Annotated in this window: 24 protein-coding genes and 1 pseudogene (1 of these 25 cut by a window edge); 6 read left to right on the top strand and 19 right to left on the bottom strand. The window is 64.2% G+C overall.

What is annotated here, in order from left to right; genetic code table 11:
• The first annotated feature begins 53 nt into the window (after window positions 1–53).
• Entirely contained in the window at window positions 54–470 is a 417-nt protein-coding gene (locus FNA67_RS16780; RefSeq protein WP_147657100.1) for a VOC family protein, read from the top strand.
• 54 nt (window positions 471–524) lie between these two features.
• Here the strand turns inward: FNA67_RS16780 and FNA67_RS16785 are convergent.
• The 9 genes and pseudogenes from FNA67_RS16785 to FNA67_RS16825 all read right to left on the bottom strand — a co-directional run.
• Window positions 525–767 (bottom strand): annotated as a pseudogene (locus tag FNA67_RS16785) (LysR substrate-binding domain-containing protein); the annotation flags it as partial.
• Between the two features lie 80 nt (window positions 768–847).
• Complete coding sequence (locus FNA67_RS16790; RefSeq protein ID WP_170267344.1) at window positions 848–1,612, bottom strand: Stf0 family sulfotransferase; 765 nt, start codon at window positions 1,610–1,612, stop codon at window positions 848–850.
• A gap of 65 nt (window positions 1,613–1,677) precedes the next feature.
• Window positions 1,678–2,637: a nucleoside hydrolase gene (locus FNA67_RS16795; protein WP_280176966.1), complete on the bottom strand. Its 960-nt coding sequence runs from the start codon at window positions 2,635–2,637 to the stop codon at window positions 1,678–1,680.
• 139 nt (window positions 2,638–2,776) lie between these two features.
• Window positions 2,777–2,920 (bottom strand): DUF1127 domain-containing protein, encoded by a 144-nt coding sequence (locus FNA67_RS16800; protein WP_082202206.1) that lies wholly within the window; start codon window positions 2,918–2,920, stop codon window positions 2,777–2,779.
• Window positions 2,921–3,102: 182 nt separating this feature from the next.
• Window positions 3,103–3,246, bottom strand: coding sequence for a DUF1127 domain-containing protein (locus tag FNA67_RS16805; protein WP_082202207.1), 144 nt, complete (start codon window positions 3,244–3,246; stop codon window positions 3,103–3,105).
• Between the two features lie 251 nt (window positions 3,247–3,497).
• Entirely contained in the window at window positions 3,498–4,325 is an 828-nt protein-coding gene (locus FNA67_RS16810; RefSeq protein ID WP_210246394.1) for an ABC transporter permease, read from the bottom strand.
• Window positions 4,316–5,503, bottom strand: coding sequence for an ABC transporter substrate-binding protein (locus tag FNA67_RS16815; protein WP_147657104.1), 1,188 nt, complete (start codon window positions 5,501–5,503; stop codon window positions 4,316–4,318). Before FNA67_RS16815 ends, FNA67_RS16810 begins: the two co-directional genes overlap by 10 nt.
• Window positions 5,496–6,479 (bottom strand): PQQ-dependent catabolism-associated beta-propeller protein, encoded by a 984-nt coding sequence (locus FNA67_RS16820; protein ID WP_049706243.1) that lies wholly within the window; start codon window positions 6,477–6,479, stop codon window positions 5,496–5,498. Before FNA67_RS16820 ends, FNA67_RS16815 begins: the two co-directional genes overlap by 8 nt.
• A 12-nt stretch (window positions 6,480–6,491) precedes the next feature.
• A complete protein-coding gene (locus tag FNA67_RS16825) occupies window positions 6,492–6,923 on the bottom strand; it encodes a cupredoxin domain-containing protein (RefSeq protein ID WP_049706244.1) in 432 nt (143 codons plus the stop codon).
• A gap of 186 nt (window positions 6,924–7,109) precedes the next feature.
• Here FNA67_RS16825 and FNA67_RS16830 point away from each other — a divergent pair, with 186 nt between their 5' ends.
• From FNA67_RS16830 to FNA67_RS16845, 4 genes are all read left to right on the top strand, one after another.
• Entirely contained in the window at window positions 7,110–8,096 is a 987-nt protein-coding gene (locus tag FNA67_RS16830) for an ABC transporter substrate-binding protein (protein ID WP_147657106.1), read from the top strand.
• Between the two features lie 116 nt (window positions 8,097–8,212).
• Window positions 8,213–8,896 (top strand): ABC transporter permease, encoded by a 684-nt coding sequence (locus tag FNA67_RS16835; protein ID WP_147657108.1) that lies wholly within the window; start codon window positions 8,213–8,215, stop codon window positions 8,894–8,896.
• On the top strand, window positions 8,875–9,606 hold the full coding sequence (locus tag FNA67_RS16840; RefSeq protein WP_170267345.1) for an ABC transporter ATP-binding protein: 732 nt from the start codon (window positions 8,875–8,877) through the stop codon (window positions 9,604–9,606). Before FNA67_RS16835 ends, FNA67_RS16840 begins: the two co-directional genes overlap by 22 nt.
• Window positions 9,603–10,358 (top strand): ABC transporter ATP-binding protein, encoded by a 756-nt coding sequence (locus FNA67_RS16845; protein ID WP_147657110.1) that lies wholly within the window; start codon window positions 9,603–9,605, stop codon window positions 10,356–10,358. Before FNA67_RS16840 ends, FNA67_RS16845 begins: the two co-directional genes overlap by 4 nt.
• A gap of 36 nt (window positions 10,359–10,394) precedes the next feature.
• On the opposite strand, the gene FNA67_RS16850 is transcribed toward FNA67_RS16845, so the two are convergent.
• Window positions 10,395–10,907 (bottom strand): thermonuclease family protein, encoded by a 513-nt coding sequence (locus tag FNA67_RS16850; protein ID WP_147657112.1) that lies wholly within the window; start codon window positions 10,905–10,907, stop codon window positions 10,395–10,397.
• A gap of 80 nt (window positions 10,908–10,987) precedes the next feature.
• Between FNA67_RS16850 and FNA67_RS16855 the strand changes: the two genes are divergently transcribed.
• Entirely contained in the window at window positions 10,988–11,740 is a 753-nt protein-coding gene (locus FNA67_RS16855) for a pentapeptide repeat-containing protein (protein WP_170267346.1), read from the top strand.
• 7 nt (window positions 11,741–11,747) lie between these two features.
• On the opposite strand, the gene FNA67_RS16860 is transcribed toward FNA67_RS16855, so the two are convergent.
• From FNA67_RS16860 to FNA67_RS16900, 9 genes are all read right to left on the bottom strand, one after another.
• Window positions 11,748–12,521: a hypothetical protein gene (locus FNA67_RS16860; protein WP_147657116.1), complete on the bottom strand. Its 774-nt coding sequence runs from the start codon at window positions 12,519–12,521 to the stop codon at window positions 11,748–11,750.
• Between the two features lie 16 nt (window positions 12,522–12,537).
• The gene (locus tag FNA67_RS16865) at window positions 12,538–13,155 is read right to left on the bottom strand and encodes a c-type cytochrome (protein ID WP_049706252.1); all 618 of its coding nucleotides are present in this window, start codon (window positions 13,153–13,155) and stop codon (window positions 12,538–12,540) included.
• A 71-nt stretch (window positions 13,156–13,226) separates the two neighbouring features.
• Window positions 13,227–14,978 carry a pyrroloquinoline quinone-dependent dehydrogenase gene (locus FNA67_RS16870; protein ID WP_049706253.1) on the bottom strand — a complete coding sequence of 584 codons (1,752 nt, stop codon included), beginning with the start codon at window positions 14,976–14,978 and terminating at the stop codon, window positions 13,227–13,229.
• 146 nt (window positions 14,979–15,124) lie between these two features.
• Complete coding sequence (locus FNA67_RS16875) at window positions 15,125–16,105, bottom strand: LysR family transcriptional regulator (RefSeq protein WP_049706254.1); 981 nt, start codon at window positions 16,103–16,105, stop codon at window positions 15,125–15,127.
• Between the two features lie 192 nt (window positions 16,106–16,297).
• Window positions 16,298–16,696, bottom strand: a complete 399-nt coding sequence (locus tag FNA67_RS16880) for a c-type cytochrome (protein ID WP_049706255.1) — start codon at window positions 16,694–16,696, stop codon at window positions 16,298–16,300.
• A gap of 200 nt (window positions 16,697–16,896) precedes the next feature.
• Window positions 16,897–17,973, bottom strand: a complete 1,077-nt coding sequence (locus tag FNA67_RS16885; RefSeq protein WP_147657118.1) for an ABC transporter ATP-binding protein — start codon at window positions 17,971–17,973, stop codon at window positions 16,897–16,899.
• A 4-nt stretch (window positions 17,974–17,977) separates the two neighbouring features.
• Window positions 17,978–18,820 (bottom strand): carbohydrate ABC transporter permease, encoded by an 843-nt coding sequence (locus tag FNA67_RS16890; RefSeq protein WP_049706257.1) that lies wholly within the window; start codon window positions 18,818–18,820, stop codon window positions 17,978–17,980.
• Entirely contained in the window at window positions 18,820–19,734 is a 915-nt protein-coding gene (locus FNA67_RS16895; RefSeq protein ID WP_049706258.1) for a carbohydrate ABC transporter permease, read from the bottom strand. The genes FNA67_RS16890 and FNA67_RS16895 overlap by 1 nt, the downstream gene beginning before the upstream one ends.
• Window positions 19,735–19,826: 92 nt before the next feature.
• Window positions 19,827–19,912 carry the 3' portion of an extracellular solute-binding protein gene (locus FNA67_RS16900; protein WP_170267347.1) on the bottom strand. It continues 1,159 nt past the right edge of the window, so only the last 86 of its 1,245 coding nucleotides appear in the window; the start codon falls outside the window, past its right edge; the stop codon is at window positions 19,827–19,829.

Here is a 19,912-nt window from a genome sequence, read left to right on the forward strand (position 1 = left end):
GCAGTTGGGGGCGCTTATAGCATCGCCATCGGTTTACACAAAAGGAGACCCAGATGGCGATCAAGACCGTGACGCACCTCAATTTCCGCGGCGAGGCCAGGGCAGCGCTGGCATTCTACCACGCCGTATTCGGCGGAAAGCTGGCTGCCCTGACCTATCGCGACGCCCAGGCGGTGCAGGACGAAAGCGAGGCGGACCAGATCATGTGGGGAGAAGTCGCATCGGACGCGGGCTTTCACATCATGGCCTATGACGTGCCCGGGCGCCTCGACTGGAACCGGGGGGAAATCCCGTTCTTCGTCTCGGTGCGTGGCGACGCAGCCGAGGAGATTTCCGGCTACTGGGAAAAGCTCAGGGAGGGCGGCACGACGATACAGCCGCTCGGACCGGCCGGCTGGTCCCCCCTCTACGGAATGGTGCGCGACCGGTTCGGCGTAACCTGGGTGCTCGACGTCGCCGCCGCCGGCTGAGTGCGGTTGGGGCGGGGCAAGCGCCCTGCCCCCTAGCCCGCCAGGTCGCATCGGCGACCACTCGTCGAGCACCTGGATGAGCCGCCCGGCGGCGAGGTGCCCTTCCACCAGGTTCTCGGGCACATAGGCGATGCCATAGCCGCTCAGGGCTGCCTCGATCTGACCATGGGACGTGTTGAAGATGATCTGGCCATCGACCCTGACGCGCAATTCGCGCCCATCGCGTGCGAACTCCCTGACATAGAGCGCGCCCGAGCGGATGTGGCGCTGGTTAATGCAGGTGTGGTCGACCAGTTCCCCCGCGGTGCTGCTGGTGCTGGCAACCGGACTTGCAGCCAGCGCCGCGCTTTACCTCAGGCCCGCGCCCGCCGCCGCACTCAGGTCGTGAGCCCGTTCTCCCGGCGGAAGCGCTCGGCCCATTCCCGGCTGGTGGTGCCGCCCATCTTGGAAGTCGGGACCGGCACGCTTTGCGCCAGCGCCGGATCGCGCCCGAGGGCGGCAAGGACGGTGGCGAGGGCCGACTGCGGGTCGGCTGTCATGGTCTCGTAGACGAGGCGGACCGGCTCGATGCCTCGCGCCTTGAAGAAGCCGTCCCAGGCGACGCCGTCGCTCTCGAGCTCGCTCACCAGTTCGCCGATGCGCCGGCCGTCATAGCTATTGGGCCGGATGGTCTCATCGCCCTCAAGCACCGAGCCATCGGCCGCAAGGTGCCACAGCCCGCTCTGCTCGGCGCGCACCAGCGAAACGGCCTGCGCCACCTTGTCCCGGCGGGAGAGGTGAATGTAGAGCGGCGGGCCGAAAGCCTGCTCGAGCCGCTCGGTCACATCGGCGCTGCCCCCGAACAACCGGTCGAGCCGGCGCGACGCCTCGGCGACACTGACCCACATCAACCGAAGCCCGAAAATCCCGGTGCCGTTGGTGCCTTCCCGGATCATCGCGGGGAGGAACGCGCGATCGAAGGCGACGGTATCGGTGCCGCCTTCGTGCGGCACGCCCCACTCGCGCGCCCAGTAGCCGAAGCTCTGCTCGCGGAAATAGGAATTGGGCCGCCCCGCGACGCCCGAGGCCGCCAGCATCTCGCAAAGCAGCGTGCTGCCCGAGCGCGGCGTGCCGCAGATCACATAGGACGAATACTGGGGCACGGCGGCACTCTCGGCGGGTCGGAAGGAAGAGGCGGGAAGCTTGCGCCCTCCCCGCCCCCGCAACACTACGCGCCCTGGACGATGACGTCGTGAATGAGCTTAAGCACGGCCTCGCTCTGGATGCCGATGGCCGCGAGCTGGCTCGGATAGCCGTCCCAGTCATTGGGCGGGAAGCCGCGCCCGTCGGCCTTCTGGATGGTCTGCCCGTCGGCGATGCCGCCGCAGACGACGCGGATGGCGCCCGACTGCATGGTGAAGAACTCGGGATTGGTGACATAGGCCGCCGCGCAGCTGTCGTGCACCATCATGCCATCGGGCACAACGGTCTCGTAGAAGTCGACATAATACTGGGAAACATCGACCACGAGCTGGGCGCGCGAGCCGCCGGCCTTGCCGATATCGGCAAGCTGGGAGCGGGTCATGATGGTCCTGGCGGTGACGTCGAGCCCGATCAGCACCACTTTCCAGGGCGCCGTCATGACGATGTCAGCCGCTTCCGGATCGCCGTGGATATTGGCTTCGGCCACCGGGGTGACATTGCCGTTGGCCGTGATGCCGCCGCCCATGATGACCACCTGCTTGACCAGCCCGGCGATCTCGGGAGCTTCCTGAAGCGCCAGGGCGAGGTTGGTCATGCGCCCCACCGCCACCAGCTCGATCTCGCCCGGATGAGCCTTGATGGTCTCGATCAGGAACTGGTGCGCCGGGCGCGCATCGAGCGGCACGTCGATGCTCTCGGGCAGCTCGATATTGCCCAGTCCGTTGTCGCCGTGAACGATGGTGGGCGGCTCGCGGTCGGTGCGGGTGCGGTCATAGGTGACGCCGGCACCCTTGGCGACGGGCGCCTCGATATTCCAGGCCTGCTTGAGAAACAGCGCATTGCGCGTCGTGGTCTCGATGCGGGCATTGCCGAAGACGGTCGTGATGCCCACAAGTTCGATATCGGGATGATGGTGCAGGTAGAGCAGCGCCATCGCGTCGTCGATACCCGGATCGGTATCGAAGATGACTTTGTGCTTGGTCAATTGAACGTCCTTACGTGTTGCAGGCCGAGGTTTTAGGCGATGCCACAGGCGGACGCTAGGGGGATCGGGGGCCCCGCCCCGAAACGAGAAAAGGCGCCCCGAGGGCGCCTTCCCAATATCTGCGACTTGACCGGGCCGACTAGAACGAAGCGGTGCGGGCGACGGTCTTGATGTCGGCGCGCGAGATGCCCAGGTCCGATAGCTGCCGGTTGCTCAGCGAATTGAGCTCCCGGATGGTGACCCGGTATTGCGCGTACTTGGCGAGCGTTTCACGAATGTTCATTTATTAGGCCCCTTGCTGATGTCGCCTAAGGATGAGGCAATTTGCACTGGAGCGAAAGCGGGCGACGCGAAGAGCAGGCATGCAGCGCGCACAAGTCTGGGGATGCAGGGAAACAGAATCCCAAACGAACAAAAGGCGCCTCGATGGGCGCCTTCGTTCGGACATTTCCGGGAGGCTGCTGCTTAGAGCGCCTTGCCGCGAGCCACTGCATCGATATCGCCGCGGGTGATGCCGAGATCGGCGAGCTGGCGATTGTCGAGCGAGGAGAGTTCACGGACGGTGCGGCGATACTGAGCGAACTGCGAGAGCTTCTGGCGAATGGTCATTTTCAGGTTCCTTCCTTGTACGCACCCTATGTAGGGGAACCCGACTGCACCGAGTAGATGGCATTAGGGAAGGGTAGCCATGCTGCATACGCATATATATTTAACTGCTATTCAGTTACGATCTGCCAAAACGAGCGCATTTCTGGTGAAATTCGGGTAAAAGTGCATGAGCGTGCCCGGCCAAAACGCCAGCGGCCGCCTCTCCCGGAGAGAAGCGGACGCCTGAGGATGCGTGAAGCGGGAACGGCGCGCTAGTCGCGCTTGACCTTGCGGATGGCGCCGGCCTGCGGATCGTAGCCGCGCGCTGCGAGGAGGAACGCCACGACCGTGCAGCCCAGCACCACCGCCAGCGAAATCCAGTTCATCTTGCCATAGCCGGCGAAGCGGATGAGTTCGACCGCATGGGTGAAGGGATTGACCATCGAGAGCCAGTAGACGATGTCCGCCCCCGCCTCGCGGAGCTTCCAGAGCGGATAGAGCGCCGAGGACAGGAAGAACATCGGGAAGACCACGAAGTTCATCATGCCCGAAAAGTTCTCGATCTGGGGCGTATAGACCGACACCAGCAGGCCGAGCGAACCGAGCATCAGCCCGGCAAGGATGATGGCCGGGATGATGGTGAGGCTGCCCCAGCCCGGCAGCCAGTAGCCAAAGAGGCGCGCCACCAGCAGGAAGGCATAGACCTGGAGCATCGAGAGGATCGTGGCGCCCGCGATCTTGGCGAAGAGCAGGTAGCTGCGCGGCAACGGGCTCACCAGCATCACGCGCATGACGCCCGCTTCCCGGTCATAGACCATCGAGAGCGCCGACTGCATGCACTGGAAGAGGATGACGATGCCGATCAGGCCGGGGATTATGTATTCCTGGTAGGGCGTGTAGGTCTCGTAGGGCTCGATGATCGAGACGCCCAGAAGGTCGTGCAGGCCCGTCGCGAAGACCAATAGCCACAGGGCCGGCCGCACCAGCGCCGAGAGCAGGCGCTCGGTCTGGCGCAGGAACTTGGCGATCTCGCGCCAGGTGATGGCGTATAGGCCCAGCCACAGACGAAAGGGGCCCGTGGCCGCTGTTGCTACTGACACTTATGCTCCGGTTCGTCGGTGCCCAGGGTATCGAGCGTGTTGGTCTGGTGGAGGAACCCGCTCAGAGGCGCGACCTCGATGACGGCATTGTTGGTCGCCAGCATGATCGGCTGACGCAATTGACCATCCCAGGAGCGGAAGTTCAATTGCACGCCCTTGGAGCCATCGATCTTGAAGCGGTTGCCCCGGATGTACTCGGCCACCTTGGCCGGGTCTTCCGAACGCGCCTTGGCATAGGCGGTGACGACGGCCTTGGCGGCGATCCAGGTCGACCAGTCCTGCCCGGTCATGTGCCGGCCATCCGCCAGGTCCGCGAACCGCGAAATGACCTGGGGCGCCCCGTAGCGCTCGAAGGTCCAGTTCCACTCGCTCGAGACGAGGCCGGTGGAGCCGACAACCGGGCGCGGCAATTGGGTGGCATAGGGCAGGTAGCGGGCATATTCGCCGTTGTTGTCGGCGATGTAGACCACGTCGTAGTCCACCCCGCCGGTCAGCAGCAGGGGATTGTTCTTTTCGCGGTTGGCTGGATCGGTGGCGAGCGTGAACTCGCGCGTGTCCACCACGTCGAAGCGCTGACGTTGCGCCGACTGCTTGAACGCCTCGGCCATCGCCTTGTCGCGATCCAGCGGCCCGACGAGCACCAGGACCTTGGTCCAGTTGCGGGTGCGCAGGTACTGCACCAGTGCATCGGCGTCCATGCGGTCCGAAGCGCCGGTGTGCAGCAGGTTCGGGTAGCACCGGTTGCGCAGCACGTCATCGGGTGCGGTCGCGTTGATGAGGGTTACCGGCAGGTCCTTGGTCTGGCCCGCCACCTGGTCGGCGAGGTCGCCCGGCAGGTCCATGATGATGAAGTTCTCGCCGCCCGCGACCATGTCCTTGACCTTGGCCACCAGGCTTTCGGCATCGGCGCCGACCTGCTCGTCGAGCTTGAACTGGATGTCCACCGCATCGCTGACCATCTTGAGGTCTTCGATGCCCATGCGGGCACTGACCACCGGATTGCCCGCCGGGGCGATCTCGATGCGGGTATAGACGATGTCCGGCTGGTAGCGCGGATCGTCCTGGAGCCCGAGATAGCCGACAGTGACCTCCCGAGCCAAAGAGGCCCCGCCGGCCAGCACCGCGAAGGTGCTGGCGGCGAGGCCCAGGAGGACAGGCCGAAACCTTTTCCTAGTCATCGATAACCACCGAATGCGGGACACGTCCGATCGGCAGCGACTTGACCGGCTTCATGGACCCCATGTCCACGATGGTGATGTCGTCCGAAAGGCCGTTGGCCACGATTGCCGTCTTCTCGTCGCGCGACAGGTCCACCGACCAGGCGCGCTTGCCGACCAGGATGTACTGCAGCACGTCGTGCGTCTTGGCGTCGACCACGGCCACGTGGTTGGCGCGGCCCAGGCTCACCAGTACCTTCGAGCCGTCCTTGGTGATGGCCATGCCCACCGGCGTCACGTCTTCCTCGCGGAAGCCGGGCGGCACGAAGACCAGGCTGTCGCCTTTGATCTCGAGCGTCTTGGTGTCGATGATGTAGATCTCGCTCGAGAGTTCGCACGAGACCCACAGTTCGGAGCCATCGGGCGTGAGCACGAAGCGGCGCGGACGCGTGCCGACCAGGATGTTCTTGGTCACGGCGCCCGTTGCGGTGTCGACCACGTGCACCATGTCGGCAACCTCAGAGGTCACGAACGCGGTCTTGCCGTCCGGCGTGACCAGCACGCCCTCGGGCTCGGCGCCGGTCGGCACGTCCTGGACGGAAATGCGCGATTCAACGTCGATGGCTTCGAGCCGCGAGTCTTCCTCGTTGGAGACGTAGATCAGCTTCTCGTCCGGCGAGAAGGCGAAGACCTCGGGGCTCGGGCCCGTCGGGATGGAATCCACCACCTCGAGCTTGTCGACGTCGATGATGTCGATGGCATCGTCATCGCCGCACGCCACGTAAAGCAGGGTGTGATCGGCGTTGAAGTGCATGTCGCGCGGACGACGCGAGGTCTTGATGCGCTTGATGACGTTGTAGTCCTTGTCCAGGACGACAACCTCGTTGCCCTTCTCGGTGGAAACGAAAATCTGCCCCGTATCCTTGGCCGAGGCGGGCAACGCCGCCCCGGCAACAAGGAACAGAGCGACGGCTGCGGTGAGCGCCAGTCTTTTCATTTGGCAGATGCCTTACTTGACGATGAACTTGCCCTTGAGGCCCTTGTTTTCATAGCCCGGGACCCAGAAGTCGTACTCGCCCGGACGCACCGGCACGAACGAGATGTTGAACGTGCCGCCATCGTCGAACTCGAGGCTGTAAAGGCCGCCGGCTTTGACTTCGAGGTCGTTGACCACGATCTGGTTGATCCAGGAATTGCGCACCAGCTCGGGGAAGACGAACGCCATCTCCTCGCCGCCATCGCTGGTGATGTCGAGACGGTAATACTTGCCGGTCTCGAGCTGATATTCGGTCTCGGAGAACTTGAGGTTCTCGGTGTCGATCTTGAGCTCGGGCAGGTCGGTACCATTGGCCGCCAGATTGCCTTCAGCGAGGACGGGAGCAGAGGCCGCAAGGGTAGCGGCAACGGCCAGGCCGGCCAAGGATTTTACGATAGGACCCATAGATAATTCCTTCCCCCAAAGACAGGCCGAAATGGCCGCTCGAAGCTTTCTTGACAATGCCGGGCAAGATACGATTGCGACCTGGTGGTGCAACGACGTTCCCGCAATACTGAACATAGTCATCCCTAATAAGTTGCGGTGCTAGCGCTTTGCGCCAACTGAGAAAACGCTCACCAGGTGAGGAACATGCGTAGTCTTTTCAAAATGATGCTGGCCGGCGTCGCCATCGCGGCCACCGTTACCTCCGGCTTCGCGCAGGAGGCCAACAAGATCGTGGTGGGCGTCCAGGAGAGCGGCACCGTCGGCTGGGAACTGGCCGCCATGCAGAAGCTCGGCCTCGACAAGAAGAACAACCTCGATCTCGAGATCCGCAACGTCGCCGACAGCAAGGCCGGCCAGATCGCGCTGCAATCTGGCGCGGTCGACGTGATCCTCTCCGACTTCGTCTGGGTCTCGCTCCAGCGCGCCCAGGGCAACATGGTCACCATGGTGCCCCATTCGCTCGCCGTTGGCGCCCTCATGACCTCGCCCGACAGCGGCATCACCAAGGTCGAGGACCTCAAGGGCAAGACCCTGGCCGTCGCCGGCTCGCCCGTCGACAAGAGCTGGGTGATCCTGCAGGCCTATTACAACAGCAAGACCGGCGGGCACCTGGCCGATGACGTCTCGGCCAAGTACGGCGCGCCCCCGCTCGTGAACGAACTGCTGGCCAAGGGCGAGGCCCCGGCCGCGCTCAACAACTGGAACTGGAACGCCCGCGCCAAGGTGGACGGCAAGGTCGAGGTGATCTCGGTCGCCGACATGCTCAAGGACCTGGGCGTCGCCGAACAGCCCCCGCTGCTCGGCTGGACCTTCACCGACGCCACCGGCAACGACAAGAAGGCCGCGCTGACTGCGTTCCTCAATGCCTCGTTCGACACCAAGCAGGCCCTGCTCACTGACGACAAGGTCTGGGACGACATCCGGGACATGACCGGCGCCAAGGACAATGACGCGCTGTTCGCGCAGATCAAGAACGACTACCGCGCCGGCATCGTCCAGCACTACGATCCCAACCACATGGAAGCGGCCGAACAGTCCTTCGCGCTGATGGCCAAGTTCGGCGGCAAGGATGTCGTCGGTGACCAGACCGCGCTTTCGGACGGCACCTTCTGGAAGGGATACCAGAAATAAGCCAGGAGCCGCGCGGACGGCTGCCGGCGAAGGCAAAGCCTACCCGTAACCTGCGCGACTTCGCACTCGAAGCCCTCTCGCTGCCCCTGCTGCTCGTCATCTGGCAGGTGCTTTCGATGGTCTTTGCGAACCGCCTGTTCCCTTCGCCCATCGACGTGGCCGGGCACCTTTGGGTGCTCGCCACCACCGGCAAGCTGTTGCCCGACCTCGGCAAGACGCTGACCCGCGCCGCCATCGCCTTCTTCGTGGCCATGGCGGCCGGCACGGCCATCGGCATCGCCTTCGGGCGCGTGCGCTGGGCCGACCGGCTTTTCTCCACCTGGGTGGTCGTCGGCCTCAACCTCCCCGCCATCGTGGTGGCGATCGTCCTCTACATCTGGCTGGGCCTCACCGAATTCGCCCTGATCCTGGCGGTCATCATCAACAAGGTGCCGCTGGTCATCACCACGATCCGGGAGGGCGTGAAGAGCTTCTCGCGCGATTACGACGAGCTTGGCCTCGCCTTCCGCATGCCGTTCCTGCGGCGTCTGCGGCTGATCTTCATCCCCCAGCTGATGCCCTTCGTGCTGGCCGCGGCCCGCACCGGGCTGAGCCTGGTCTGGAAGATCGTGCTCGTCTTCGAAGTGCTCGGCAGCGACGGCGGGGTGGGCTACCGCGTCTCGGTGTTCTTCCAGTTCTTCGACATCACGGGCATCCTTGCCTACACCGTTGCGTTCATCCTCGTGGTGCTCGCACTCGAATACGGCGTCATGCGCCCCCTCGAAAGAAGCGTGCTCAAGTGGCGGACGGACCGGAACTGAAGATCGACATCACCGAAAAGCGCTTCAACGTGCTGCCGGTGCCGCTCTACGAAGACCTGCACATCGAGGTGCCGGCCGGACAGGTGCTGGCCCTCGTCGGCCCCTCGGGGATCGGCAAATCCAGCCTGCTGCGCCTGGTGGCGGGCATCGACACCGACTACGACGGCACGATCACCATCGCCGGCACGCCGGCCAAGGATGCCCCTCCCCCCGGCTTCGTCTTCCAGGACTCGCGCCTGCTGCCCTGGCTCACCGCCATCCAGAACATCGAGGCGGTCAACCCCGCCATCTCGCGCGATCAGGCACGCGCCATGCTGGCCCGCGTCGGGCTGGACGGCTTTGCCGACGCCTTCCCGCACCAGCTCTCGGGCGGCATGCAGCGCCGCGTCGCCCTGGCGCGCGCCTTCTCGGTCAATTCGCGCCTGCTCCTGCTCGACGAACCCTTCGTCTCGCTCGACCGGCACCTGGTCTCCGGACTCCAGAAAGTGCTGCTGGACCTGATGGCCAACGAAACCCCGACGGCAATCCTCGTCACGCACCTGCCCGACGACGCCGCCCTTCTCGCCGACCGGGCCATTGTTCTCGACGGACGCCCGGCCCGCGTGGTAGCCGACATTTCGTTCGAAAGCCGGCGCGGCGCGCGCGACCCCCAGGAATTGCAGCGCCTGACGCAATTGCTTTCGGCCTATTCGGAGGAAAAGGCGCTATGACTGGTCCCGTTCTGGTCTTCGACCAGGTCCGCAAGTCCTATGGCGACCACGAGGCGCTCAAGGGCATCAGCTTTGAGATCGGCCAGTCCGAAGTCGTCGGCCTGCTCGGCCCCAACGGGGCGGGCAAATCGACGCTTTTCCAGATCGCGGCGGGCCTCTTCGCTCCCGATGGCGGCGCAGTGGAAGTCTTCGGCCTCGACTACAAGCGCCACGGCTCGGATATCCTGGCCCGCCTCGGCGTCGTCTTCCAGGCGCGCTCGCTCGACCTCGACATGACGGTCAATGCCAACCTCAAGTTCCACGGCCAGCTCTTCGGGCTCTCGGGAAGGCTTCTCGCCAGCCGCATAGCCGAGGTCACCGAACTGCTCGAGGTCGCCGACCTCCTCAAGCGCCCAGTGCGCACGCTCTCGGGCGGCAACCAGCGCCGCGTCGAGATCGCGCGGGCCCTGCTCAACAAGCCCGATCTGCTGCTGATGGACGAACCCTCGGTGGGCCTGGACGCCACCACGCGCCGCAAGCTGGTCGACCACATGCAGGTGGTGCGCGCGCAGCAGGGCACATCGATCCTCTGGGCCACGCACCTGGTCGAGGAAGTCGACCACGCCGACCGCATCGTCTTCATCGCCAAGGGCGAAGTGACCCATACCGGCACCCCGGCCGAGATCCTCAAGACCACCGGCGCCGCCTCGCTGACCGACGCCTACGTGGCCCTGACCGGCGGGACGGACGCTCACGTCGAAAAGGTCGCCTGAAAGGAAAAGGCCCCGCGAGCGGGGCCTTGAAAGCGTTTAGCGGAAGCCGCCCGGGGTGCGCGTGCGGCGCCAGTCCCACGGCTTTTCGAACTTCACCTCGTCACGCCAGAGGCCGATCTTGGCCGCCTCGGCTTCCTGCTGCTGGGCCACGTAGTCCTCGCCCTGCTGGGTGAAGGCGAGTGCATAGCCCTGCTTGACCAGTTCCGCCCCGATATCGGTGTCCCCGATCTTGCAGACGCCATAACGACGCCCGAAAGGATCGGGCTTGTTGTCGGTGAGGGTGCAGGTGGCATCGCCCGTCTTGAGGATATCCTCGAGCGCACGGGTGGCGGCCTCGTAGCACCCCCATTTCTTGGAACCGATGAGGCAGAACTGGCTGCGCTCCGGGGCATCGACGGCCCACAGGATCACCCGCTGCTTGCCCACCATGATGATATCGCCATCCACCATCTTGGCCGGACCGCTCACGGTGTCGGCGGCGAGCGCGGCGCCGGCAGTCACGGCCAGGGCCAGTGCGGCCAGCAGATTGGTCTTGATTACGCTGGACATTCGATCCTCCTATATCGTTCTTCACGCAGGCCTTTGGCGAGCTGGTCTAAAACCGGCTGGTTACCAGATCGAGGCCGACCGTGAAAATTGCTGCACTTGCATTCATCGCCCTGCTCCTCCCCGCCCCGGCCTTCGCCGGACCGGTCGAGGACCTGCTGAGCGGGGCGCGCAAGGAATGCCGCGGCTGCGACCTCACCGATGCGCGCTTCAAGAAGGCTGACCTGTCGGGCGTCGATTTCACCGGTGCCAACCTGACCGGCGCCACGTTCCACCGCGCCACCCTCAAGGGCGCCATTTTCGACGGCGTCACCGCGACCAACGCCAATTTCAATCTCACCGACCTGACCGGCGCCAGCTTCAGGGACGCCAAGGTGCAGGGCGCTCTCTTCTACGGCGCCCAGCTTTCGGCCACCAAGTTCGACCATGCCGACCTCACCAAGGCGCGCATGCAGGAAACCCGCATGACCGGCTCGAGCCTGGTCGATGCGAACCTGGACAACACGGTGATGCGCAACGCCCGGCTCAACAGCGCCAACCTTAGCAGCGCCGACATGCTCGGCACCAACCTCATCGGCGCCAGCGTCGGCCGCACGGTGTTCGACGGCACCAAGATGGACAATGTGAGCCTGGTCAAGGCCAAGGCCGCCGACACCACCTTCAAGCAGGCGCAGATCAAGGCCACCGACTTCTACGGCGCCGACCTGCGCAATGCAGATTTCGCCGGCGCCCAGATCAGCGACAGCCGCTTCACGCTGGCCAAGGTCAGCGGTGTCTCCTGGGACGACGCCACCCTGACCCGCAACCTGATGCAGGACGGCCGCTTCCAGCCTTGAGCCGCGCTCAGCGCGCATCGGGGCTGGCAGGCTCATAGGGAGTCTCGACGACCTCCAGGCGCGTACGGCTTTCGAAATAGCCGCGATTGACCTGTTGGGTATCGCGATTGAGCGCTTCCTGGCCCTTCTTGCGCAGGAAGGTCGCCTCCATGCGCAGGCGCTGGTTGCCCTCCGGATCGACGCCGGTACAGATTTCGTGGGTAAATTCCTTGCCCACCGGGTTCTCTCCCGGAGCGGGCGGAATGTCCTCGCAGGACGGCTGCCAGGCCTTGTAACGGCCCTTGAGATTCTTGGCGAGCGTCACCGCCAGCCGGCGGTCGCGCAGCGCCGCCCGGTCGTCGGTCACGATGCGGATGCCGCGCACGACCCCCTGCTCGTCCACCAGGGCCGACTGCACGATCGGGTGCGCATAGATGGTGGTGCCACCCTGCTGCACGCGGTACTCGCTGTCGAGCGCCTTGGCGATGTAGTCGAGCTCGTCGTCATTGGCGAAATAGACTTCGCGCAGGCCCGATGGCTCGGGCTGGCACTTGCCGAACTCGGCAAAGCTCTTGAGCGGCAGGGAGGGCGGCCCGCCATCGGTACCGCAGGAAATATCAACGACTTCCATCTCCGGGATGTCGGTCACCGGCGCCCCGAGCTTGACGTCCCAGATCGAGAAGGCCGGCACGATGCCGGCGCGGACGTCTTCGGCATCGGGCTTGAACTGAGCCGGAGCCGGCGTGCTGAACACGCCGGCAACCAGCATTGCGGCCAGCCAGATACGGCGATTGGCCATCATGACGAGCGTCCTCGCCTTACTTCATGCCGATGCAGAAGCCCGCACCCGGCTTGAAGGCTTCTTCGCAATCGGCGAGCGTGGCCTTGCCGTAGCCCTTGAGCTTGGTCTCGATATAGGCGACGACGTTGACGATGTCGGCTTCCTTGAAGGTGTGGCCCTTGCGCGGGGCACCGGCCTCGTCGAAATCGGCCATGGTCTGCCCGTAGCAGAGCTCGGGCTTTTTGTAGGCCTGGGAGTCATGGTAGGGCATCGGGGTGCCCGGGATACCGCAGCGGACCACCGAGATCAGGGCCTCGGCATCCATGCTGGTGTCGCGCAGCAGCGCGGCGGCACCCTCCGAGCGGGAATTCTTGCCGGTACCGTTGCCGTCCCAGCCATGGCAGGAAATGCACAGGCCGATCTTCTGGAACACGCGCTTGCCGCGCTCGATATCGGCATTGGCCAGCAGGCCGTTCGGATCGTCGCCGACCGGGATGCCGTTGGCATCGCGTTCCAGCGAGCTTTCCGAATGAGGACCGTCGGAAACGGCATCAGCCTTCTTGGGAGGCTGGGCGGCACTTGCAATGGCCGGCACGCAGACAAGGATTGCGGCCGCCAGCGCGAGCCGGATGGTATGGGACAGGGCAAGGCGCATAAGGGGTTCCTTCAGATGGCAGAATCTGCCGGGCAGGAAACTGCCCGGCAGACGATTTGAGTTTTCAGTGCTTAGAGGCTGAACACGTAGAGCATGTTGGCAGCCTGCTTGCTCTCCAGCTCCGGATGGCCGAACGAGGCGATACCGATGCCGCCGCCAGCGATGGCGATATACTGCTTGCCATCGACGGTGTACGAGATCGCAGGAGCTTCGAAGGCCGTGCCCAGGTTGATCGAGTACTTTTCCTCGAGCGTCTTGGAGTCGTAGGCCGCGAAGGTGCCGTCAAGCTGACCGGTCCAGACCAGGCCCGGGGTCGCCAGGACGCCGGCATAGTTCGGGAACGGGGTGCTGACCTTGGCAACCTGCTTGCCGGTGGCCACGTCGAACGCGAAGAGCGAACCGGTCTGGACGCCGTTGGCAGCCGCGGCGCCACCGGTGAAGATGCCACCCGGATGCACGTCTTCCACGGCGACTTCCTTGGTCGAGACGTCCGAGCAGCCTTCGATGCCGGCGCCATAGGCAATGCCCGTGGTCGGATCGTAGGCGGTCGGGAAGAAGTTCACGCCACCCTGGATGTTCGGGCAGGCTTCGGCCGTGGCACCGTCACGACGCGGAGCGCCGTTGGCATAGACCTGGAGCGACTTGGACGGATCGTATTCGATCGGCAGGCCGGTCTTGGGGTCGATGCCCTTCGTCCAGGTCAGCTTGTCCACGTATTGGGTCGCATTGATGAACGAGCCGTTCGTGCGGTCCAGGGTGTAGAAGAAGCCGTTGCGGCCGAAGTGAGCCAGGACCTTGCGGTCTTCGCCGTTGACCTTGGTGTCCATGAGAAGCTGAACGCCAACTTCGTCATAGTCCATGTAATCGCCAGGCGTGTACTGGTGGTACCACTTGAGCTTGCCGGTGTCGAAATCGAGCGCGACGGTCGAGTTCGTATAGAGGTTGTCGCCCGGGCGGTATTCCGGATCGTACATCGGCACCGGGTTACCCGTGCCCCAGTAGATGGTGTTGGAGTCGGCGTCGTACGAGCCGGTCACCCAGGCGGCAGCGCCACCGGTCTTCCAGCAGTCCGGATTGCCGGCCTCATCGCACTTCCAGGTCTCGGAGCCGGGCTGGCCGGGCTCGGGAACCGTGTAGAAGCGCCAGACTTCGTCGCCGGTCGCGGCATCGAGAGCGGCGATCCAGCCACGGGTGGCCCAGTCACCGTAGGACTGGCCGACGATGATCTTGTCCTTGATGGCGAGCGGAGCGTTCGAGAAGCCTTCGCCCGGTTCGGTGGCGATCTGCTGATCCCACACGACTTCACCGGTCTCGTCATCGCAGGCGATCACGCGGCCGTCGTTGAGGACGGCGATGACGTTCGAGCCCGAGAGCGCCAGGCCACGGCTGGCGAGCAGCAGCGGGCTGGAAGCGTCCTTGTCGATGCCGGTATCGCACATCCACACGATCTTGCCGGCTTTGCCCGACGAGACGTCGATCTTGTAGGGCGTGCCCCAAGGATCGGTGATGTAGAGGAAGCCGTCCTTGGCCAGCGGGGTGGCTTCAACGCCACCGACGCCGAACGAGGAAGGTTCGGTGCCGCCGAGCGGAACGGCGAAGGCGAGCTTAAGGCCGCCAACGTTTTCCGGGGTGATTTCCTTGAGCGGCGAGAAACGGTTGGAATCGTACGAACGGTGTACGCTCAACCAGTTGCCGGCGTCGGCCTCGGAATTAGCGTTGAGCAGGCGCTCGGCAGTGACTTCGTCGGCGGCGTACACGCCCCCGACGACAGCCGCCAAAGCGACCGCAGCGATGCCCATGCGCAGGGCTACCCGATTGGTCATAAGCTCCCCCTTATCTAGGATTGTAGGACTCTTTTTGGGTGAGCCCTTTGAACACCTAGTCGCGGCTTAAATCGCCAATACTTCTCATAAGACTTTCTTTTGAAAGCCTGCGAGCGAGCCTAACGGGGGGTAAATCCTCGCCGGTTTCAGCCGACGAGGGAGAGTTCGTGGACGTAGTTGGGCGCCATCTCCCGATTGTAGTCGGTCTGGCAGAACTCGACCAGTGAGCGATAGATGGAGGCGTAGGACGGCAACGTCAAGAGGTGCTTGGGCATGGCCAGCACCACCGTGCGGCTGAGGTTCTCCAGCGGGAAGATCTGCACCCGTTCGCGCACGCTCGGCGGCAGGTTCGGCAGCAGCGAGAGCGGGCAATGGGTGGTGGCCAGCCCTTCGGCCACGATATCGACCGCCGCCGCATAGGTGGTCGACGCATAGGTGGGCGTCGCCGCCGGCAGGGTGTGCCGGTACCATTCGTCCGTGCGCGGCCGCAGCGCGATATTGGCGTCGATTTCGACGAAGTTCTTGAGCGGCCCCTTGATGTCGGCCGGCTTGCCCTTGGAGAGCACCCGCTTGATGTCGCTCAGCGGCACCTCCGCCGGCACGATCCAGGCGATCTGGTCCTCGAAGAGCTCGGTCACCGCGAACGAGCCGCGATCGTCGGCAATGGCCTCCGAATTGACGATGGCGCAGTTGAGCTGGTGCAGGCGCAGCTGCTCGACCAGCTCGCCGCTGGTCAGCGCGAACTTGAGCTCGAACTTGACGAAGCCCGGCTCGACGCTGGCAATGCGCGCCGCCGCCGCCGTGAAGCGTCCGCGCAGGGTCGGCGTGACCCCGATGCGCAGCGTCACCGAATTGTCCACGAAGCGCTGGCGGTGCTCGTTGACCATGTTGTCGAGCCGCCGCAGCATCTCGTCGCCGGTTTTGAACCAGTATTCGCCCGCCGGGGTCAGGCTGATGACGCCGGTGCGGTTGCGCTGGATGAGCTGGGTGTCGAGTTTTTCCTCGAGCTTGGCCAACTGCTGGCTGATCGAGGGCTGCGAAAGCCCGATACGCCGAGACGCCTTGGTGATCGATCCTGCAACCACCACGGCCTGAAAAATCTGTAATTGCTTTAACGTAATGTCCATTTAGCCCGCCCGTCCTCCTCAAGCGGTCAAGGTGAGCACAATATTTTACATCGGGGAATGTAATAAAAGGTCGCATCCCGATGGCGTGACAACGCCATCATGACACGATCCCGATGCCGATGGCAAAGGTCAGGCCGAATCAAAAAGGACGGGCCCTGGGCCCGTCCTCGAAAACTGCCGGTGGCGAGTGGATTACTCGGCCTTGAAGTCCGGCGAGAAGGTCTGCAGGTAGGCGACGACATTGGCGATATCGTCTTCCTTGGGCAGGCCCGGGAAGCTCATCTTGGTGCCCTTGACGAAGTCGCGGGGCTTCTTGAGGAATTCGCTCAGGGTCTCGGGGTTCCAGACCAGGCCGCCGTTACCGGCGTCAACCATGGCCTGCGAGAAGTTGTAGCCTTCCACGGCCCCGGCCTTTTCACCGAAGATGCCGTTGAGCACCGGGCCGACCTTGTTGGTCGCGCCTTCGCCCACACCGTGGCAACCTGCGCACTTCTTGAACACTTTCTCACCGGCTGCCGGGTCGCCCGCAGCCATGGCGCCGGTGGTGCACAGTGCGAGTGCGGCAGCGGCGACAACAATCATCTTCTTCATGGGATAAATCCTCCAAACACAGGCGAGCGTCCCGCCAACCATTGGGTGTACTTCCTTTATCACTGCTGAAGAACGCGCAAGTGCGACAGAAGGTCCCCCTTTGGGCTTTTCGGCACTATCGCACATCTGCGCCGGTGCCGCGAGGCGGCTTCGGCACGGGACTTGCATTCCGCCCGTTCTGCCGGTGCGCTAACCGCGCCCTACCCCCTCGGAAGCGCCTTGCCGTCACTGTCAAAGACATAGCCCCGCCCTTCGGCGATCGAGAGGGGGAGGGTCTCGTCGAGCCTCACGCCATGCTCGGGCGGGAGAGCCACGGTAACCAGCGTCCCGTCGGCGAGCGCCGCATAGGCATAGGAAACCGCGCCCAGGTTCTCGACCGTCCTCACGACGCCGCGCAACGCACCGTCATCGGCCGGCACGAAGTGCTCCGGGCGCACCCCCAGCGTCACCTTCTGGTCGACATCCGAGCGCCGCCCCGGCAGCACGATCTCGGTATTGTCGGCGAGCGCCAGGGCGCTGGTAGCGCCATCGATCGATTTGACCCGCGCGGGGATGAAATTCATCTTGGGCGAACCGATGAAGCCGGCGACGAAGGTATTGGCCGGATTGTGATAGAGCTCCATGGGGCTCCCCACCTGCTCGATCCGCCCCAGCCGCAGCACCACGATGGTATCGGCCAGCGTCATGGCCTCGACCTGGTCGTGGGTGACGTAGATGAAGGTCGCCGAGAGGTTGCGCCGGAGCTGGGCGATCTGGAGCCGCATTTCCACCCGCAGCTCCGCATCCAGGTTCGAAAGCGGCTCGTCGAACAGGAAGACCTTCGGATCGCGCACGATGGCGCGCCCGATGGCGACGCGCTGGCGCTGCCCGCCCGAAAGGTTGGCCGGCTTGCGCTCGAGCAGCTCCTCGAGATGGAGCATTTCGGATACGCCCTTCACCTTGGCGGCGATCTCGCCCTTTTCCATGCGGGCCAGGGAGAGCGGGAAGGCGATGTTCTCGCGCACCGTCATCTGCGGATAGAGCGCATAGGACTGGAACACCATCGAGACGTCGCGATCGACCGGCGCCTCATCGGAGATGTCGCGGCCATCGAGGAAGATCTGGCCCGTCTCCTTGTCCTCGAGCCCGGCGATGGTGCGCAGCAGCGTGGACTTGCCGCACCCGGAGGGACCCACGAAGACGACAAAGGAATTGTCGGCGATCTCGAGATTGATGTCGTGCAGGACCCTGGCTTTGCCATAGGCCTTGTTGAGGTTGCGGATGGAGATAGAGGACATGGGTCTATTCCTTGACGCCGCCCTGCGTGAGTCCCTCGATGAACTGGCGCGAAGCCAGCAGGAACGCCACGATGGTGGGGATGAGCATGATGAGGATGCCGGCAAACATCAGGTGCCACTGCACGTCGAACTGCAGCCGGAACTGGGACATGCCCAGCGTGATCGGATAATTGGCCGGCGTGCGCAGGAAGATGAGCGGCAGGAAATATTCGTTCCAGGCCTGCACGAACGTGAGCAGCGCCACCGTGGCGAGGGCCGGCCGGATGAGCGGCAGCACTACCCTCCAGTAGATCTGGAAGGGCAGCGCCCCATCCATCCTTGCGGCATCCTCCAGCTCGGCTGGCACCGCGCGCAGGAACGAGGTGAGGATGAAGACCGCCACCGGCATCATCGAGGCAGACTGCACGAGGATCACACCCAGAAGGCTGTCGAGCAGCCCCAGGCTTTTGACGATGACGAAAAGCGGCGCCAGCGTCAGCCGGATGGGAATGACCACGCCCAGCAGGAACGCGGCGAAAAGCAGCGTCGAGCCCCGGAACGGCATGCGCACCAGCACGAAAGCGGTCGTGGAGGCACAGAAAGTGACGATGACCACGCAGGCCAGCGAGATGATGGCCGAGTTGACGAAGAAGCCCTGGAAATTGGCCCCCACCCAGGCGGTGGCGTAGTTATTGAAGCTCCATACCGAGGGCAACCCGAACGGCGCCTTGTAGACCTCGCCCAGGTTCGGCTTGAGCGAGTTGAGCACCGCGATGCCGATGGGAAACAGCACCACGCACGTATAGGCCAGCAGGATGAGCTGGACGAGCGCCTGCTCGAGCTTGGAGAGTTTGAAGAGGCGATCCATCAGTCTTTCCGCCTGAGGTTACGCAGCGCCAGGAACAGCGCGGCGGGCAGGATCAGCAGGGCCGTAAAAAGCCCGATCGCCGCCGCCATGCCGAAATTGACGCTGGTGGAGGTGGCCGAGCCGCCGAAGGCCGAACGGAAGAGGAAGGTGCCCATGATGTCGGTGGAGCGCACCGGCCCGCCCTCCGGACCCATGAGGATGAGCGTGTAGTCGGCGTTGTTGAACACATCGACCATGACGATGACGGTGATGAGCACGAAGGCCGGCGCCAGCACCGGAAACACCACGGCCTTGAGCGTCGCCCAGCGCTTGGCCCCGTCGAGCATCGCCGCTTCGATCAGGTGCACACGCACCCCCACGATCGCCGAGAGGATGAGGATGATGGCAAAGCTCATCCGGTGCCATGAGTAGAACGAGGCCAGCGTCGCGAGCGCCAGGTTGGGATCCCCCAGGAAGGCGATGGGCTGCTCGATGATGTTGAAGTTCTTGAGCATGGCGTTGAGCGGCCCGCGCGTGCGCACCACCATTTCGAGGAGGAACGCCACCGCGGCGCCGGCCAGCGGATAAGGCAGGAAGAAGATGATCCGGTAGGCGTTGCGCCCCCAGCTGCGAAAGCTCAGCAACAGCGCGATCGCCGTCCCCAGGATCAGCATCGAGCCGATGATGATGAAAAAGAAGATGAGGTTGTTGGCGAAAGCCTTGATCAGCTGGTCGCGATAGAAGGCGTTGCCGAAAAGGGTCGCGAAATTGTCGAGCCCGACGAATTTCATCGGCCCGATCCCCGGCCACTCCACCAGGCTCACCCAGAAGAGCCCCAGGAGCGGAGCGAAATTGAAGATGCCATAGAGCAGAACGCCCGGCGCCAGCAGCGCAATCCGCTGCAGGTTGGCTTTCTGGTTGTATTTGAGCGCCACGCGGGTCCCCTCCCCTCAGCTCGACGAAGCGTTGCGGCAGCATCCCGCCGCAACGCCGTTCACAAGGAGCCCGACGGCCCCTCGGGAGGTTCCTACTTGCAGTTCGCCGCCCCGACATAACCCCAGGAATTGAGGCCGTCCTGGATCTTGCGCGCGACTTCCTCGGGCGAAGCCGAGC

The sequence above is a fragment of the Youhaiella tibetensis genome (assembly GCF_008000755.1).
In the GTDB taxonomy this organism is placed as follows: Bacteria; Pseudomonadota; Alphaproteobacteria; order Rhizobiales; family Devosiaceae; genus Paradevosia; species Paradevosia tibetensis.

Coding starts and splice junctions, on each gene's coding strand:
- FNA67_RS16780 (WP_147657100.1), top strand. CDS start 54: ATGGCGATCAAGACCGTGACGCACCTCAATTTCCGCGGCGAGGCCAGG.
- FNA67_RS16800 (WP_082202206.1), bottom strand. CDS start 2,920: ATGAACATTCGTGAAACGCTCGCCAAGTACGCGCAATACCGGGTCACC.
- FNA67_RS16805 (WP_082202207.1), bottom strand. CDS start 3,246: ATGACCATTCGCCAGAAGCTCTCGCAGTTCGCTCAGTATCGCCGCACC.
- FNA67_RS16815 (WP_147657104.1), bottom strand. CDS start 5,503: ATGACTAGGAAAAGGTTTCGGCCTGTCCTCCTGGGCCTCGCCGCCAGC.
- FNA67_RS16820 (WP_049706243.1), bottom strand. CDS start 6,479: ATGAAAAGACTGGCGCTCACCGCAGCCGTCGCTCTGTTCCTTGTTGCC.
- FNA67_RS16825 (WP_049706244.1), bottom strand. CDS start 6,923: ATGGGTCCTATCGTAAAATCCTTGGCCGGCCTGGCCGTTGCCGCTACC.
- FNA67_RS16830 (WP_147657106.1), top strand. CDS start 7,110: ATGCGTAGTCTTTTCAAAATGATGCTGGCCGGCGTCGCCATCGCGGCC.
- FNA67_RS16835 (WP_147657108.1), top strand. CDS start 8,213: ATGGTCTTTGCGAACCGCCTGTTCCCTTCGCCCATCGACGTGGCCGGG.
- FNA67_RS16845 (WP_147657110.1), top strand. CDS start 9,603: ATGACTGGTCCCGTTCTGGTCTTCGACCAGGTCCGCAAGTCCTATGGC.
- FNA67_RS16850 (WP_147657112.1), bottom strand. CDS start 10,907: ATGTCCAGCGTAATCAAGACCAATCTGCTGGCCGCACTGGCCCTGGCC.
- FNA67_RS16860 (WP_147657116.1), bottom strand. CDS start 12,521: ATGATGGCCAATCGCCGTATCTGGCTGGCCGCAATGCTGGTTGCCGGC.
- FNA67_RS16865 (WP_049706252.1), bottom strand. CDS start 13,155: ATGCGCCTTGCCCTGTCCCATACCATCCGGCTCGCGCTGGCGGCCGCA.
- FNA67_RS16870 (WP_049706253.1), bottom strand. CDS start 14,978: ATGACCAATCGGGTAGCCCTGCGCATGGGCATCGCTGCGGTCGCTTTG.
- FNA67_RS16875 (WP_049706254.1), bottom strand. CDS start 16,105: ATGGACATTACGTTAAAGCAATTACAGATTTTTCAGGCCGTGGTGGTT.
- FNA67_RS16880 (WP_049706255.1), bottom strand. CDS start 16,696: ATGAAGAAGATGATTGTTGTCGCCGCTGCCGCACTCGCACTGTGCACC.
- FNA67_RS16885 (WP_147657118.1), bottom strand. CDS start 17,973: ATGTCCTCTATCTCCATCCGCAACCTCAACAAGGCCTATGGCAAAGCC.
- FNA67_RS16890 (WP_049706257.1), bottom strand. CDS start 18,820: ATGGATCGCCTCTTCAAACTCTCCAAGCTCGAGCAGGCGCTCGTCCAG.